Source organism: Peribacillus sp. SIMBA_075, from assembly GCF_046534585.1.
The window spans coordinates 20,053-35,566 of the sequence record NZ_JAWRYN010000002.1 but is presented as its reverse complement, the minus strand read 5'-3'; the positions used below and the strand labels follow the sequence as shown (position 1 = coordinate 35,566).

19 protein-coding genes and 2 riboswitches are annotated in these 15,514 nt (G+C 40.0%); of the genes, 5 read left to right on the top strand and 14 right to left on the bottom strand.

Annotation, left to right across the window (positions count from 1 at the left end; translation table 11 throughout):
• Positions 1-2: 2 nt before the first annotated feature.
• Complete coding sequence (gene gcvT, locus SB775_RS01905) at positions 3-1,109, bottom strand: glycine cleavage system aminomethyltransferase GcvT (protein WP_377381726.1); 1,107 nt, start codon at positions 1,107-1,109, stop codon at positions 3-5.
• A gap of 136 nt (positions 1,110-1,245) precedes the next feature.
• A riboswitch (glycine riboswitch) is annotated at positions 1,246-1,328 on the bottom strand.
• Positions 1,329-1,331: 3 nt separating this feature from the next.
• Positions 1,332-1,419: riboswitch (glycine riboswitch) on the bottom strand.
• Between the two features lie 372 nt (positions 1,420-1,791).
• On the opposite strand from gcvT, the gene SB775_RS01900 reads away from it, so the two are divergent.
• Entirely contained in the window at positions 1,792-3,480 is a 1,689-nt protein-coding gene (locus tag SB775_RS01900) for a DEAD/DEAH box helicase (protein ID WP_089361501.1), read from the top strand.
• A complete protein-coding gene (locus SB775_RS01895; protein WP_289320067.1) occupies positions 3,458-4,255 on the top strand; it encodes a YqhG family protein in 798 nt (265 codons plus the stop codon). The genes SB775_RS01900 and SB775_RS01895 overlap by 23 nt, the downstream gene beginning before the upstream one ends.
• Before the next feature lie 49 nt (positions 4,256-4,304).
• Here SB775_RS01895 and SB775_RS01890 read toward each other — a convergent pair whose 3' ends face one another.
• From SB775_RS01890 to SB775_RS01850, 9 genes are all read right to left on the bottom strand, one after another.
• Positions 4,305-4,490 carry a YqzE family protein gene (locus tag SB775_RS01890; protein WP_061464022.1) on the bottom strand — a complete coding sequence of 62 codons (186 nt, stop codon included), beginning with the start codon at positions 4,488-4,490 and terminating at the stop codon, positions 4,305-4,307.
• A gap of 122 nt (positions 4,491-4,612) precedes the next feature.
• Positions 4,613-4,999: a competence type IV pilus minor pilin ComGG gene (comGG, locus tag SB775_RS01885; RefSeq protein ID WP_410860366.1), complete on the bottom strand. Its 387-nt coding sequence runs from the start codon at positions 4,997-4,999 to the stop codon at positions 4,613-4,615.
• Positions 4,992-5,471: a competence type IV pilus minor pilin ComGF gene (gene comGF, locus SB775_RS01880; RefSeq protein WP_061464024.1), complete on the bottom strand. Its 480-nt coding sequence runs from the start codon at positions 5,469-5,471 to the stop codon at positions 4,992-4,994. The genes comGG and comGF overlap by 8 nt, the downstream gene beginning before the upstream one ends.
• Positions 5,419-5,757 carry a hypothetical protein gene (locus SB775_RS01875; protein ID WP_089361505.1) on the bottom strand — a complete coding sequence of 113 codons (339 nt, stop codon included), beginning with the start codon at positions 5,755-5,757 and terminating at the stop codon, positions 5,419-5,421. Before SB775_RS01875 ends, comGF begins: the two co-directional genes overlap by 53 nt.
• Positions 5,744-6,187 (bottom strand): competence type IV pilus minor pilin ComGD, encoded by a 444-nt coding sequence (comGD, locus tag SB775_RS01870; protein WP_410860365.1) that lies wholly within the window; start codon positions 6,185-6,187, stop codon positions 5,744-5,746. The genes SB775_RS01875 and comGD overlap by 14 nt, the downstream gene beginning before the upstream one ends.
• A gap of 7 nt (positions 6,188-6,194) precedes the next feature.
• Positions 6,195-6,503, bottom strand: coding sequence for a competence type IV pilus major pilin ComGC (comGC, locus tag SB775_RS01865; RefSeq protein ID WP_286140731.1), 309 nt, complete (start codon positions 6,501-6,503; stop codon positions 6,195-6,197).
• A gap of 77 nt (positions 6,504-6,580) precedes the next feature.
• Complete coding sequence (comGB, locus tag SB775_RS01860; protein WP_410860364.1) at positions 6,581-7,633, bottom strand: competence type IV pilus assembly protein ComGB; 1,053 nt, start codon at positions 7,631-7,633, stop codon at positions 6,581-6,583.
• Complete coding sequence (gene comGA / locus SB775_RS01855; RefSeq protein ID WP_410860519.1) at positions 7,599-8,675, bottom strand: competence type IV pilus ATPase ComGA; 1,077 nt, start codon at positions 8,673-8,675, stop codon at positions 7,599-7,601. Before comGA ends, comGB begins: the two co-directional genes overlap by 35 nt.
• A 102-nt stretch (positions 8,676-8,777) precedes the next feature.
• Complete coding sequence (locus SB775_RS01850; RefSeq protein WP_410860363.1) at positions 8,778-9,158, bottom strand: Spx/MgsR family RNA polymerase-binding regulatory protein; 381 nt, start codon at positions 9,156-9,158, stop codon at positions 8,778-8,780.
• 214 nt (positions 9,159-9,372) lie between these two features.
• Between SB775_RS01850 and SB775_RS34665 the strand changes: the two genes are divergently transcribed.
• Together SB775_RS34665 and SB775_RS01835 are read left to right on the top strand one after the other, a co-directional pair.
• Positions 9,373-10,074 carry a helix-turn-helix transcriptional regulator gene (locus SB775_RS34665; RefSeq protein ID WP_089361509.1) on the top strand — a complete coding sequence of 234 codons (702 nt, stop codon included), beginning with the start codon at positions 9,373-9,375 and terminating at the stop codon, positions 10,072-10,074.
• An 85-nt stretch (positions 10,075-10,159) separates the two neighbouring features.
• The gene (locus SB775_RS01835) at positions 10,160-10,402 is read left to right on the top strand and encodes a DUF2626 domain-containing protein (protein ID WP_053346950.1); all 243 of its coding nucleotides are present in this window, start codon (positions 10,160-10,162) and stop codon (positions 10,400-10,402) included.
• Positions 10,403-10,458: 56 nt separating this feature from the next.
• On the opposite strand, the gene SB775_RS01830 is transcribed toward SB775_RS01835, so the two are convergent.
• Positions 10,459-11,556, bottom strand: coding sequence for a class I SAM-dependent methyltransferase (locus SB775_RS01830; protein ID WP_089361510.1), 1,098 nt, complete (start codon positions 11,554-11,556; stop codon positions 10,459-10,461).
• A 328-nt stretch (positions 11,557-11,884) separates the two neighbouring features.
• Positions 11,885-12,511, bottom strand: a complete 627-nt coding sequence (locus SB775_RS01825; RefSeq protein WP_061464054.1) for an MBL fold metallo-hydrolase — start codon at positions 12,509-12,511, stop codon at positions 11,885-11,887.
• Positions 12,512-12,742: 231 nt separating this feature from the next.
• Here SB775_RS01825 and SB775_RS01820 point away from each other — a divergent pair, with 231 nt between their 5' ends.
• Positions 12,743-12,916, top strand: coding sequence for a DUF2759 domain-containing protein (locus SB775_RS01820; RefSeq protein WP_081108857.1), 174 nt, complete (start codon positions 12,743-12,745; stop codon positions 12,914-12,916).
• Between the two features lie 41 nt (positions 12,917-12,957).
• Here SB775_RS01820 and SB775_RS01815 read toward each other — a convergent pair whose 3' ends face one another.
• Together SB775_RS01815 and SB775_RS01810 are read right to left on the bottom strand one after the other, a co-directional pair.
• Positions 12,958-14,130, bottom strand: coding sequence for a YqgU-like beta propeller domain-containing protein (locus SB775_RS01815; protein WP_410860361.1), 1,173 nt, complete (start codon positions 14,128-14,130; stop codon positions 12,958-12,960).
• A gap of 166 nt (positions 14,131-14,296) precedes the next feature.
• On the bottom strand, positions 14,297-15,463 hold the full coding sequence (locus SB775_RS01810; RefSeq protein WP_410860359.1) for a M14 family metallopeptidase: 1,167 nt from the start codon (positions 15,461-15,463) through the stop codon (positions 14,297-14,299).
• Positions 15,464-15,514: the final 51 nt, after the last annotated feature.

The following is a 15,514-nucleotide window of genomic DNA, read 5'->3' as shown; positions in this document are numbered from 1 at the left end:
CTCTATTTACGTGGTTTTTTATAAAAAGGTGTTTGTATTATAACGGCTTTCAAACGTTTGGAACGGATTTCCACTTCAATTTCCGCATCCAGCACCGAATATTCCTTATCGATAAGTACCAATCCTACGTTTTTCTTCAACGTTGGTGATTGGGTACCAGTCGTGACCTCCCCAATGACTTTGTCCCCGCTGTAGACCTTATACCCATGACGAGGAATGCCACGGTCAATCATTTCAATTCCCACAAGCTTCCGGGGTGCCCCTTTCTCCTTTTGTTCAGCAAGAACGGCTTTCCCGAAAAAATCGGCTTCCTTATCCACTTTTACCGCAAAACCAATCCCGGCTTCTATTGGAGTAATGTCCGCTGAAAGCTCCTGCCCATACAGCGGCAGTTTCGCTTCAAAACGCAGGGTATCACGAGCACCTAAACCAATCGGCTGTATCCCTTCTTCCTTTCCGGCATCCATTATCGCCTTCCAAAGGGCAGGGCCGTTTTCACTGTCGCTATATATTTCAAAACCATCTTCACCAGTATATCCAGTACGGGATACCAATGTGGAGATACCATTTATCATGACATTCTCCTTGAACTTGAAAAATCCAATTTCACTTAAGGCAGTATTTTCTGAAAGTTTTTGCAATATCTTCTCTGCAGATGGTCCTTGAAGTGCTAGCTGTATATAGTCACTCGATACATTCGTAATCTGGGCATCTTCCGTTAGATTAGCTTGCAGCCAATCGAAATCTTTTTCTGTATTCGCTGCATTGACCACGAGCAGATAGTCGTCTTCCGCCCTTTTATAAACGATGAGATCATCAACCGTCCCGCCGTTTTCATAACACATGGCCGAATATTGGGCACCGCCCGTTTGCAGCTTTGATATATCATTAGTCAGCATCTTCTGTAAAAAGGAAAGGCTCCCAGGACCCTTAACATCAACTTCCCCCATATGCGATACATCGAACAGACCCGCTTTTGTACGTACGGCTTCATGTTCGTCCTTTATACCCGAAAATTGGACAGGAAGTTCCCAGCCGCCAAAATCAATCGTTTTCCCTCCGTATTCACGATAAACCTCAAATAGTGGTGTTCTTTTTAAATTGGTCAAAAAATGACCCCCCTCAGATTTTTTAAAATTAAATTGGCTTCATTATCAAAGCTTTTTGTCCTTACGCATCAGATATTCTGATTCATGATGTAAAAAAAGCACAAAAAAGGACAGAGAAAGCCCGTTTGAGCTTTTTCTCTGTCCTGAAACCTGAAAGTTTACCTATATAATAGGTTTTCCCCTTTGGTGGCCGTCCCAAACGGGCGGCGCTCTCCAGAGTTGCGTCCAATAAGAGTTCTTTTGCCTGAGAGATTCACTGCTAAGTTTGCTCCTTCGGCGCTACATCCGTAGTCTCTCCCCTTATCTTCACCCGCATATTATGGTCTACCAATGAAATTAAGCGAATAAGCCCCACCCATTAGTAAAACCTTTGAGCATCATAGAATGCATTCTCTGCCAAATCTCCAAAAACTCCAGAAAAACGTTTAAATGATCTCCTTCGGTAATCTTGGATAAAGCAGGTACCTATAGCCCATACTAAGAAAACGCGAATTGCAAATCGATACAAAAATTCTTTTTAGCGTTTGGAAATTGGAATTTTCTAAATATACTTATATCCTACCCTAAGAAACTTATCTCTGCAATATCTTTTGAAGAGAAATATTTTTCTTACTTCACATATGAAATGTTCGGTTTTTGACCTTATATTAAGGAATTTATGATTTAAGAGGGAGTTATTTCTATGAAAATCAATATATCCTTCAATTCTGAATGGAATGACGAGTTTTTACAAAAGGTGGAAAATGATGGTCCATGGGGAAATTGGGAGCTTTATAAGTTGGCGGTTAAAATGGAGGAAAATCTCATCATTCCTGATTTTGAAGGTTTACAGGCACCCAAGCACCTTCCTCAGTTAACCCCGCTTCCCCATCAATTGGAAGCTGCAAAGCAAGTGGTGGAAAAGATGAATGGAAAGGCCATTTTAGCAGATGAAGTAGGTCTCGGAAAAACAATTGAAGCCGGCTTGATCCTAAAGGAGTATATGATCAGAGGCCTTGTAAAGAAGGTATTGATCCTTGTACCAGCTTCCCTTGTAACACAATGGGCTTTTGAATTGAATACGAAGTTTCATATTCCGGCAGTCGTTCAGAGAAAAAGTTATGTATGGGACTCCTGTGATGTGGTCATTTCATCCATTGATACAGCGAAACGCGCTCCACATCGTGATATCATTTTCAATCAGGAATATGACTTCATCATCATTGATGAAGCTCATAAACTTAAAAATAATAAGACGAAGAACTATGAATTCGTCCAAAATCTGAAAAAGAAATTTTGTTTACTCCTGACAGCTACTCCCATTCAAAATAAAGTCGAGGAAATTTTTCACCTCGTTTCGTTATTGAAACCAGGCCACTTGGGAAATGCCTCACTCTTTTCGGAAAAATATAAAGGGAAAGGACGGAACATAATTGAAGATGAACACCTAAAGGAATTGGTCAACACTGTGATGATTCGAAACCGGCGGGCCGATACTGGTATTGAATGGACAAAAAGGCATGTGGAAACCATCACCATTGAATTTTCTCCAACCGAGCAGGCATTGTACGATGCAGTTTCAAAATTCAAACCTATTTCTGATGGAACAAAAGGAAGCGCCTTTTCAGCTCTCACTCTCCAAAGAGAAGCCTGCAGCAGCAGAGAGGCGGTCTTTTATACTTTAAAAAACATGAAAGCCAAATACGACCAGCCTACCCCTGACTTTTTGGCAAAGCTTGATGATTTATTTACAAAAGTGAATGAAACGGTTCAGAATTCAAAGGCTGAAAAAGCTTTGGAATTGATCAAGAAAATTGATGACAAAGTGATTATCTTTACAGAATACCGAGCGACTCAGCTTTATCTACAATGGTACCTTCAACAGAATGGAATTTCTTCAGTCCCATTCCGAGGCGGATTTAAACGTGGAAAGAAAGACTGGATGCGAGAATTATTCCAAAAGAAAATTCAGGTATTAATTGCAACAGAAGCTGGCGGGGAAGGGATAAACCTTCAGTTCTGCCATCACTTGATTAATTTTGACCTGCCATGGAACCCCATGAGGCTTGAACAAAGAATTGGGCGGATTCACCGCCTTGGACAGGAAGAGGATGTCAGGATTTATAACTTTGCCACGAAAAATACTGTTGAAGAACATATTCTAAAGTTACTATACGAAAAAATTAATTTATTTGAAAAAGTAATTGGTGAATTGGATGATATTCTAACCAAACTGGATATTAACAACATTGAAGAATATTTAATTGATGTGGTCGGCGAGTCCAAAACAGAGGGCGAAATGAAAATCAAGATGGATAATTTTTCATCGATGATCCAATTCGCTCAATCCATGAAGGAAGGTGAGGTTCATGCAGCAACAGGAAATTCATGATTTTTTAATAACTTACTTTAAAGCCAATGAATGTGAAATACTGGATAATAAACCAACCCACCTTACAGTTCAACTAACGATAGAAATGGATAAAGAATTAATGAACCGGCCCTTTTATTGGCACTACCTGGAAAAAACGGGTGGCATTCCGAACCCAGCCCAGATGACTTTCATTACCGATCCAGAACAAGCCCCACCCGACCTAAAGGGAGAAATGATTCATTTTGGCTCCCCTCGGCTCCATCAGATTATTCAATCAACAAAAAAGCTGGCAGGGTATACTAGACTTTTTGAAGATACTCCTCCATCAATGGGCGGGAATAATCCATTGTTCCCATGGCTTACCCTGAATGTGAAAATATCCTACCAATGCGATCGTAAAAAAGATACTTTTATGTCCATCGGATTGAATTTAATTTCAGGAGAAATCATGGAAGGATTTCACCATCGGGTTTTACCGGTTAAGGTCACCCCAAAAATACCGGATTACTCGTTTACGCTTTCACCGCTCATCATGCCGAAGAGTGGATTGGCAAGACTGGATACATACATTAGAAGGAGCTTCGAGGATGATGACCATTCTTGGGCGGAAGAAGCCATGCTGCGCTGGCAGAATGACTTGAACTTATTGGAGCATTTTTACAAGGACATGGACGAAAAAAGTGAGAGTTATTTTACCGAAAAAGAAGCCTTAAAAGCTCAATACGAACCGAACATCCGAATATCCATCATCAACGGAGGTTTGTTTTACCTTTCAGATAGGGCGTTGGGATAGTAAAAACCATACTTAAAAAAACAGATGTCCTAAGTTTAGGACATCTGTTTTATTTTTTGATATTTTTCCTTACGAACATCGACAAAGCAAAAGGGACAATGCCAAACCAATGGGATATACCATGATTTTTATCCTCTTTTCTATGACGGCGCTTTTCTTTTCGTTCTTTTTTGGTCAGATTAAAATACTCGACAAGCTGTTGCGTCAGATATTTAATATAAGCGTTTGTAGACATTTAAAATCACCCTATGCAAAGTATGCCCGGCTAGCGCTTCTTTTAATCCTTCTCTTGTTCGTTAAACACGTAAATCGTTGAAAATGGGTCAGCGTTTTAAAAAGAGAGTTGATCTTTGAGTATTACATAGCCTGCTTTTCTATCCATTCTATCACTCTCCCCGCTTCTTTATCATATTGAATGATGACCCTGCCAACGCGGCCATTTTTAGTTGTGGAAGAAAATTCGAGATAGACGTAAGGACCGTCTTGCTTCGTTAAGGAATACTTCACCACACCATTTGGGTATGAGATTTCCCCCTGAATGATGTCCAGGATCACTTCCCCCAGCTCTTCCGTCACATCCTTAACGGCGAGATGTACAAGATGGTCGGCCACAAGCGATTCTTCCACTTCTTTATAAAACCTTTTATCGAGGATAAATTGATCGATCATCAATATCGTCAACATGATGAAAACACTTGCTACAATCATTACCATCGGGAAAACGACTCCTTTTTGATTATTCATCGACTTTCTTCACATTTTTAAAGAAAGGATGAAATCTTCGACTGAAAGTAGTCCCTGCTTTATCCGTTATATTTAAAACAATGACACCGCCATCCTTCTCGACCTGGAATTCCGAAATGTTCTGCAAGATGACCTCATGCCCCATACCATTCACTCGCCTTCGGACCTTATCCTCATATTGTTCAATGGATGATAATTGCTCACCTGAAAGCAAATATAATTTATTTCCCATTACATCCTGATCTATTGAACTCCGGACCTCCTGCTGCATTTGCATAGTAAAGACCTCCCACTCTTTAGGATGTAACTTGTCAATGGACCTCACCTGGGTATGAATGGTTGAAAAAAGTTCTAATACAAAAAGAGACGTCGTCATTAAGATCATTAAAGAAAAAAGCATTTCGATCATCGTAAAACCATCATTTTTTCGCAGCATCACAAATGGATTCATATTTACCAGATTCATCTTCATAACATACACACCCTTCAATCATCCCAGGGAAATCCCCATGGTCCCTCCATATCAATTCATAGGATTTTCTTCGGTAAATGATATCCTGTCCAACAGCTTGTATCTCCCCATCGATGAACGCCGTCAATCTTTCATATAATAAATGGTGGGCTTCTGTCCTTATGACAATATTTTTACGATGTGTCATCAACTCTTCAAGAATCGGTAAAATGGAAAGGACCACGAAAATACAAATGGAAAATGCGGCAATAATCTCAAGGTAGACGTAACCCTTACAATTTCTCAATCCTGAACCTCCCTTTACCGATATTGAGGACCAATTTGTACTTTCCTTTTGAAGTGTCAACCATCATCGTTCCAGCTTTTGAAGCATTTCCATACTGATTAAAATGAAAGCTGAACCCTAATGTTCCACTTAAGAACTGTATATCCTCTGGTATGCTTCTCTCTAGAAGAGTTCCCTCCTTATATGACGAAACACTATAAAACTTATTGGTATTATCAATATGGAGGTAAATCAAGCTCTCATGACTGATGGCATACTGTTGTGCGTAGAAAAGATCTTCATGGAATTGAGAAAGAAATAACCTGATTTCCATCCCTTTTGTGAAGCTTGGATATAAATTTGGGCTGATGGAAATCAGGAGTATAAAAATAACGAGGACAATAAGGGTTTCAGACAGGGTATACCCCCCATTGGAATGCCGTATATTCACTTTTCTCCTACTCAACGACCGTTACCTTTCCTTTGTTATCCAAACTAATAGCATTCCCATTAGGACAAGATGTCTGTTTGAGATAGCCTTGACTTTCCAATTCATCGATACTTGCGGGCAATTTAGCATTGTCGATCTCATATGCCTGAACCTGTGCTTGAGCCATCTTAACGAATGCTTCACACCCTTTAGACTGGATTGTAGATTGATTCTTCGTGATATTTGGGATTGTTATAATCAAAAGAATGGATATTACAAGTAAAACAATAAGCATCTCAATTAGTGTAAAACCTCGTTCATTCATCATTTTCTTCATCATATCATCCTGCCCTGAAACCATTTGGCACCATTTGATTTCAGGGCAATTTCACCTCCTGAATGCAGTGCTAAACACTATATACCTTCGAGCAGAGAGAACATTGGCAGCAAAACCGCTAAATAAATGGAAACGATCAAAAGACCTATCAAGGAAAACATAAGAGGCTGAATGATTTTCAAGATTGCATTCATTCTCTCTTCAATTTTCTCGAGTAAAAAACGACTGTAATGATGCAGCTCTGCATCAAGTCTGCCGTATTTTTGACCATTTGCAGCAACCACCGGTAAGTTTCCATCGAAATAGGGGAGCTCCTTAAAGATCATTTCAAGCGATCTTCCCTCAGTCAGATCATCCTTGATGATAGAGCATAGTTTTTGGTAAAAAGGCTGTTGCTGGTTTTTAGAGAATAATTTGATGCTTTCGTTAATCGAAAGCCCTCCGGAAAGCAAACCGCTGAATTGGCTTGCAAAGAAATAAGTTTCGTATAACTTGATGAAGGTCCCGAATATCGGAATGCCCATCAAAATCCGCCGCTGCCTTAATGGGCATAATTCATTGAACCAAAATCGTTTGAGCACATACAGGAATAGGAGCAATCCAAGCAATATGAAGGGGAGGACTGGGAGAATGAATGTAGAAGCTGACATTAATTTCAAGATTGCATTCTGATCGACATCCATCGTGAAATAGATTGCCTGAAATTTAGGAAGGAGAACACTCTGAAGTATATAAAAAACGATGCTTACAAAAATGACTAAGAATACGGGATAGACCATTAACTTTTTTACTTTATCCATATCCTCCGTTCTTTTCTTCCAATATTGCCCTCCTTCTATCAACGCCCGATCCAGGTCGCCGTATTGCTCTCCATAAAATATATAACTTACAAGCTGCGGATGAAAATTAAGGTGAATTAGCACCTGGTGCAACGGATATCCATTCCTTAAATCCTTTATGGCCTGAGCGAAATCTTCCGCTTTCTTCTTCGATTCCTGGAATTCCAGAAAATGTAATGCGTCCACCAAGGGATAACCATGACTTAATAATTCCCCTAGTTTCGAAATAAAGACCGCCTGTTCTTTTAGCTGCCATTTACTTTTTTGCTTCATCGTATACCAGCCGTTCATATTCCAGGGAATCCACATAGCCCATTGCAACCGCTTTTCCTATTTCATCCTTCAATTGGCGGTAGCTTACCGTACCCCTTCCTTTTTCATCCCCCATCATCCGAAGGACATTGGCCATGCTTTTTCCATAAAGCAATTCATACACACTTGCCCTTTTGTTCCTGGCAGTCATTTGGCAAGCAATAGCACAGTCGCCTTTACATGGTACACAGCTTAATTCAACCAGCCGCTGTGCTGTCACGCCAATCAAACTCTGTTCAATTTCAAGCAGGCTGACACCAAATTCAAGTAACCTGGAGATAGCGCCCTGTGCATCCCTTGTATGCATGGTTGTAAGTATCAAATGACCGGTTAGTGCAGCACGAACTGCAATTTTGGCCGTTTCGGCATCCCTGACCTCCCCAACCATGATCACATCGGGATCATGCCTTAGCACAGCTTTTAGTCCGACAGAATAAGTAATGCCTGCCTTTTCATTGATTTGGACTTGCAGTACCTTTTCGGATACATTTTCAATGGGATCTTCAAGTGATATGATATTTCGATTGATCATCTCATGGGCATGATGAAGCAGGGAATATAGTGTGGTGGTTTTTCCACTTCCGGTTGGACCGGTAAATATGAGCATGCCATGGGAATGCTTCAAAAGTGCAATCAATTTTTGAACGGTGTTTGGAAATAAGGATAACTGTTCTAGAGGAAGGATATTCTGTTGGGGTATTAAGCGGATGACCAAGCTTTCAAGATAGGCAGTGGGTAAAGTGGAAAGGCGGAGTCCAACCACTTGGTTAGCCAAATTGATGGTGATAGCACCACTCTGTGGCCTCCTTTTCTCGCCTATATCCATTGCGGCAAGGAACTTCAAATGGGCTATCAGCCTTTCAGCTTCAAAGAATGATATGGTTTCCTGAGGAACGAGCTTATTGTCTATCCTGAATTGGATGAGGGGCCCCTCCCTGCGAAAAAAAATGTGGATATCCGAAGCCGATGACCGTATGGCACTGGTAAGTATTTTTTCTGCGGTCTTTTCAATCGATATCAAAACATTCATCACCTCCTATGTTTCTTGTGGATGAATTCGACAATCCACGACAAATTCCTGCTTAAGAATAAAAAAATCCTCGAAAAAATTTCGAGAATCGATTTACATGCTCATTTTCAAACCAAGCCTTTGTGAAACCAAATTTCTTAATGCGTCCTCATTATGACCAATCACCAGTTTTTTCCCGTCGATGAGGATGGGCCTTCTTAATAACTTCGGTTCATTTGTTAATAATTGGATGACATCAGAAAGCATCATTTCGTCAATATTAACATGTAAGCTTTTGTAAGCTTCACTTCTTGTTGCTGAGACTTCATCAAGTCCTTCCGTTGTCAATTCAAGAATTCGTTTTAATTCTGCTTCTGTTGGAGTCTCTCTGAATAAATGTCGCTCATCGAAGGAAACATGATTGGCTTTTAACCATTTTTTTGTTTTTCGACAAGATGTACAACTTGGGTACGAAAAGAAAGTTAACTGTTCCATACTAATCCTCCCCGTTCACATTTTGTATATATTTATAATCTTTATAATGACTGTATAACATTTGTATAATTATTGTACATCCATTTACCTTATAAGACCGTTTAAATTGTGAATTTTTTTTAAACTAAGGGGAGTTTGCCATATCTTTTATTCCATTTTTTTCTGCCTGCATTATAATGAACATAGTTAAACTATGGAACCGCAGGAGGAAATAATGGAACAAACGTTAAAAATAACAAACGTGTTAGCAGATCCCACCAGATATTATATATACCAACATATTGTGGACAATCATGGGGATGTATCCGTACAGCAAATCGCCGATTCCTTTAAAATCCATCCAAATGTTGCCCGCCTACATTTGTCAAAACTGGAGGATGTGGATTTGTTGACATCGGATGCCCGTAAGACAGGGAAAGGCGGCCGCCCTAGCAGACTTTATCGTTTGTCTGATAAAGTCATTCAGCTTCATTTTCCATATAGGGACTATCAACTGCTTTCAAGGATTGCAATCCAGACGATGATGAAATTAGGGGAAAAAGGAAAACAAGCTCTTTATGAAACGGGAAAAGTATTCGGAGAGGAATTGATCAATCAGCAACTAGCATTGAACTCAACGCCGATTGATAGACTTGCTTTTGCGGAAAGAGTCAACATGCTTAAAAATGCTGCCACCATTGCTGGTTTATCACCCGAAATACAAGCTAGCGAAGAAGAAAATAAAATATACTTTCGTATCTTCAATTGCCCATTTAAGGAAGTTACCGAAGTAGAGCCAGGTACAATCTGTTCCATGCACAATTCATTTTTAAAAGGTATGTTCGAAGCCTTGTTTGACAATGTCAATATTGTGGAATTAGAAAATATGATGTCTAATTGCACAACGTGCTCATATCAGGCATCGGTTCTCACATAGAAACAAAAGGCATCCTTTACATTACCTTACAATTTCATTTATAATTATTTAGAATGTACACGACTAGACATAAGGAGGGATTCGGATGGAACGCATGTTCAGAGTATGTGGATTTTGGACAGGGATTATGGCAATTTTCTTTTATCTTGGCCATATGCATCAAACGTCTTTACTTTTCTTTGCACAAACCGGCTTTTTTGTACTTTTAAGTTATTTGAAATTATCTGAGCGCATGTATATTTATGTTTTCGGCGCCTATCTTACCGTTTTCTTTGCAGGATTTTCCTACTGGAGCGTATTTATGATGACTCCGGGTACTGCCCATTAAGAACAAGCAATATTACATAACCCATGAATTTTGAATTCATGGGTTTTTACCTGTCCTCATTCAGGAAGGATCCTTGCTTCTTCAGCTAAATTCTTCGATTGAAGCAACACTCTGAAATGTTCACTATATCCCCCTGGAAGGATCAGCCCCCGAATTGCACGGTTACGCTTCGCCGTCTTGGAAAATGGATCAGTCTCTTTGTGGTCCTTCAATTCCTCAAGGATCCCCGTTTTAAGCAGGAATTCATTTTGAATATAAAGCCCCTGATCAAAAAATCCCCTTCTTTTTCCAATTTCAATTAATGTGTCAAAATGGATATGTGTCGTCAAATCCATATCACCTGGATACATAAGTGCATCTTTAATCATTTCATGCTGATAATAGCCCCTCAAGCTCCCTTGAAGATGAGCTGGCTCCTTCCATTCCCTTTCGATATAACCATAATCAATTGTAAGGAGAATACCCGATTCGATACGGGAAACGATCTTCTCATATTCCTCGACCATTTTTAGCGGAACTTCGTATCGTTGTTTTTCAATTAACGTGATAGCCCGATCTGTAAGGTAAGCGAGTATATCAGGGTTGACCAATGGTTCCCTCACTTCCACCAAATCGCCATCCTTTTCAGTGACGAATATCTCTACAAGGGCCCCCTCATACTTTTCAATGACATGTACAGGCAAAGCATCGAAAAGTTCGTTTGAAAAGACGATTCCATTTACATTCGTCCAATTTTCCAAACTGGCAGCAGAAACTGCCTGTTTGAACATCCCCACACGTTCTTGCTGAATCTTTCTGTGATACGGACTGCCATCCACAAGGATATAAGTCAGAGATTCCCATATCAGCGGTTCCGTTTCTTTAATGAAAACGAGGATATCATAAGCCAACTTACCGTCTCCTGCGCCTACTTCGATGATTCTTGGCGATAGTCCGCACATTTTTATCAAATAAACGAACCATCTGGCCAGTGACCTCCCAAATGCATCCCCAACATTACCGGACGTATAAAAATCCCCTTTTGAGCCAATCTTCTTTTTTTGACGCACATAGTAGCCTATATTTGGTGTATACAAAACAGCATCCATATAATCATGATAGGAAATTCCCTTTTGGGGGCTGCTTGCAATCAATTCCTTCAAGTGACCTTTCAACACAATGCCTCCGTCTCTATTAATTCATACTATATATTTAAAGTTCATAAAATGTTCAATTTTTCATGACAACGTTCATAAAAGGTGCACCACTATCAATGAATGTTTCCCCTTTAAAATAGGCATTTTTCAAAGTAAGAAATATTCCACTCCCAGGAAGGCCCTTAAATTCCCGTGAGCCTTTTCATCACCCGCCATTCCCAAATCACCAAAAGAGACAAAATGTTTTTTATATTCAGTATAGTCCCGGAAATGATCCATTTTAATATTTTTACATTATAAGGACTTAAAATAAAACAGGTGCCATCTATGGCACCTGTCATAGTCATTATCTCAAAAAGGGATTGGTATTCTTTTCATCTAAAATGGTCGTGACCGGCCCATGACCGGGAAAAACGATGGCATCATCAGGAAGTGTCAGCAGCTTCGTATCAATGCTTTTCAACAGCACTGCCTCGCTTCCGCCTATTAAATCAGTTCTGCCAACGCTTCCCTGGAACAAGACGTCCCCTGAAAAGAGGAGACGTTCCTCCTTCACATAATACGAAACGCTCCCTGGAGAGTGTCCGGGGGTTTCGAATACTTCAAAAGTGAATCCACCAATAGTAAGTTCCTGCTCATTTGCCAGGATATGATCGGCAGGCTTCATTCGCATTGGATTTTCAGGGAACCAGTTTTGGGAACCATTCAAAGCGGGATCAAGCAGCCACTTAGCCTCTTTTTCGTGAATATATGCTGGGATCTCATAATAATCCCTAATAGCATCAAGGGCACCGATATGGTCAAAATGTGCATGCGTCAATAAAATCGCTAAAGGCTTTAATTTTTTTGTCTGTATGTACTGTATGATTTTCTGAGGCTCTTCACCCGGATCGAAAATGATGCAATCCTGTCCATTGGAAACTACATAACAATTCGTTTGCAGCGGTCCTAGAGGAATTTGTGTCCATTTCATTTCCATCACTCCAATATGATTTTCTATCTACATCTTACACCAATTCACGCACTAATGTTAATCCAGTTTACTCAAGTCATAGAAGTATCACCTTTTAAACCTCGACAAATAATTAAAAAAATATTAAGATATTAACAAATGCAATCTTTTCTACATATTTTTGGTAGTTGCTTTATTCTCTGGGTATATTATTAGAGATTAGGTATTCATTACGAAAAAGGGGGTTTTGATATGATATTAATGGTTGTTTTCGGACTTGTGGCTATCTTAGGGCTGGCAGCTGTATTTACCACATTAAAAAAGAGAAACTTCTTAGGATTCATTTTTGCAGCCGGCAGTGCAGTCGTGTTTGGCTGGTTCACTGTCATGACTGTCATCAACAGCGGTTTTCCTGTTGCCCATTAAAGAAAAAGCTCGCCATCCGGCGAGCTTTTGTATTTAGGTCATTATGTTTGTTTGAACAATCTTTGTATTTGATGGGTTTTCATATCAATCATTTTCTCAAATTGATATCCATATAAGCAGAGGTTGCCATCAAGCGAACAGCTTAATGGTTCATTTTCCATGTCCTTCATCAATTCTTCTTGTGTGCCTTTTGCCCAATTAAATTTAGTTAAGGTAAACCTTCCCTCATATTGGTCTGCATCTTTTGATTCATTAGGAATAAACGTTATGAATTCCTTGTTTTTTTCAATGATATCATAAGATGGAATCACCCAATCTGAAAAGCTTTTCAATAGTGGCACGGAAAAAGAGTGGATCGGCTTGTTTGTTGAATCATAAAAGGCATATGTACCCCGATCTTGTTTTTCTGTCTCCACTTGAATCGTCATCAGCGCTTGTTTCATTTTTTTAAAGTGAATGACATCGAGCATAAGGCTGTCCGCCCCGTCACCATTCAGCGCCTTTCTTTCTAAGGGAGCCGTCAAAGCAGGTTCTTCCTTATCCCAATCGAGAAACATCAATTCCTTTTCGCCTGCCCATTGTGCAAAGGGCTGCGGAAAGTCCAATGTTTCCATCGTTTGATCATCTGGATTCAACACATAGCTGCTGTAAGTCCAGTCTTCATAAAAACTCGATAAAAACAACATGCCATCTTGATATGAATTCCACTCATAAGCTAATTCATAAGCTGGGATTGAAACCGAATAAAGCGGATTTCCTGTTTTATCAAGTATTGTGATTGATGCTTTCCCCGAAGATGTGAAGGACGATACCAAAATATGCGTACCAGACGGACTGATTGATACTTCGGAAAACGCAAAAGCCGGCTGATAGAAAACGGAAGTGTCATTCGTCTCCAAATTCCATGCCATCAACTGGGATACTTTACTACCATCCCGCTTCACAGAATATAAAATGGTTTTAGAATCCAGCCATCCATAAATGGCTTCGATTTTTTCCGTTTCTGCAGTCGGGACCTTTAAATTGCTTACTGAAGTTTCCAGTTTAGATTGGGATTGTTCTTTTTCCGTATCATTTACGGGTTTACTAAGGTCCTTGGAAGGCTCACAAGCCGTGATAAGAAGGATAGTGGAGATAAATAATGGGATGAAACACAACATCTTACAGATGGAAAGCCGCATACAAAGTGCTGCTTTTGATACTTTAATCCCCACACACCTCCCACTTCAAAAATAAACGCCTGGCATATGTGAGCGAGACATTAGAAAGAGAGTAAGGATTACCAATCGAACCCTTACGACTTTCATTATAAAGTAAAAAAGAGAAAAAGTGGCGATTAATTACCTTGTATTTTTTTGGAAGTATATTAGAAAAATGTCATCACATATACAAGCCTGCCATCAAAATCTTAACGGTATCTTTATATATACCAGGTAAATGGGATAAGGGAAGTGGATTGATGCCTTTTCCCAGCTCAATTGTGAACCCGCCACGTTTAAATTCCTGAATGAACCAATCTTTATACCCAGCATGGCTGTCAATGTATTGAACCGCCCGATATCCGCTGCGCTCCTCAAACTCCCTTGCAACATTCGCCGCCTGTTCAGGTTCATGTCCTTCATATCCCCAATAAAATTCCTTTCCCTGTGTGTGAAGTGCTAGCACTCTTTCAAAATTCCGTCTTTTTGCTAGCTCCTTCATGGCCAATGCTTCTGGCTCTGATAAAGCGGTCTCTCCTGGATAATCCCTCGGAGCAGGGACTTTAGGAATTTTCCTTTGCTTTTCAATCTCCCAATTGGCCGGATATTGATTATTCAGGTCTACACCACGGATATTGGCTTTCCAAGCATAAAAAGCAGGATTACCATTATTCATTTTTAATACATCAAATTTCCCCTCTGCCGCCTCCTCCCCCTTTAGGACTAGCTCGACTCCATCAGGATTCACCATTGGAACCATCGAAATAGTAACTTCCCGATAGAAAGGCATACAATCCATTCCGCATAATGTACGATCATTCGTTACTGCCAACAGCAAATCATTCAGCCATTTCATCAAGACCGCCGATGTGATCCATTCATTTGCATGAAACGAACCATTATAATGTATGAGCTTATCACCTTTACCGACCCTCACCTCATGAAGTTCTTTTCCTAATACACTCCTCCCAATCGATTCAACTTTTATGAAGGGATAATGAAAAGAAAGAATATCAAGGTCGTCAAGAAGTGTTTGATAATCATATGGCTTTTCGGTGACAAGCATGGGATGCATGACTCTGACGGGTACGGAAAATGGTTTTTGTTCACCTTGATTCAACAACAATATCGCATCGATTGGCAATTGAGACTGTAAAGCGATATCGGAAAAATCGATATCTAGCCGGGACTCTTCTTGAATAACGAACCCCGGTATTTGCACCTCCATGCCATTTGGCAAAATCCCTCCCGTAATGGAGGGATTTGCATCCTCAATCAAGACACGTGGAATTTGGAACAATTGACTATAATATGCCAAATCATCCCCGCTTCTGCTTACGACTTTCATTCAGCCTCCGCCCCTTTCATTGTTTAATCTTTATGAAACGAAAGGCCGAAA

Coding starts and splice junctions, on each gene's coding strand:
- SB775_RS01900 (WP_089361501.1), top strand. CDS start 1,792: ATGAAAATCAATATATCCTTCAATTCTGAATGGAATGACGAGTTTTTA.
- SB775_RS01895 (WP_289320067.1), top strand. CDS start 3,458: ATGCAGCAACAGGAAATTCATGATTTTTTAATAACTTACTTTAAAGCC.
- SB775_RS01890 (WP_061464022.1), bottom strand. CDS start 4,490: ATGTCTACAAACGCTTATATTAAATATCTGACGCAACAGCTTGTCGAG.
- comGG (WP_410860366.1), bottom strand. CDS start 4,999: ATGAATAATCAAAAAGGAGTCGTTTTCCCGATGGTAATGATTGTAGCA.
- comGF (WP_061464024.1), bottom strand. CDS start 5,471: ATGAAGATGAATCTGGTAAATATGAATCCATTTGTGATGCTGCGAAAA.
- comGC (WP_286140731.1), bottom strand. CDS start 6,503: ATGAAGAAAATGATGAATGAACGAGGTTTTACACTAATTGAGATGCTT.
- comGB (WP_410860364.1), bottom strand. CDS start 7,633: ATGAACGGCTGGTATACGATGAAGCAAAAAAGTAAATGGCAGCTAAAA.
- SB775_RS01850 (WP_410860363.1), bottom strand. CDS start 9,158: ATGGAACAGTTAACTTTCTTTTCGTACCCAAGTTGTACATCTTGTCGA.
- SB775_RS34665 (WP_089361509.1), top strand. CDS start 9,373: ATGGAACAAACGTTAAAAATAACAAACGTGTTAGCAGATCCCACCAGA.
- SB775_RS01835 (WP_053346950.1), top strand. CDS start 10,160: ATGGAACGCATGTTCAGAGTATGTGGATTTTGGACAGGGATTATGGCA.
- SB775_RS01825 (WP_061464054.1), bottom strand. CDS start 12,511: ATGAAATGGACACAAATTCCTCTAGGACCGCTGCAAACGAATTGTTAT.
- SB775_RS01820 (WP_081108857.1), top strand. CDS start 12,743: ATGATATTAATGGTTGTTTTCGGACTTGTGGCTATCTTAGGGCTGGCA.
- SB775_RS01810 (WP_410860359.1), bottom strand. CDS start 15,463: ATGAAAGTCGTAAGCAGAAGCGGGGATGATTTGGCATATTATAGTCAA.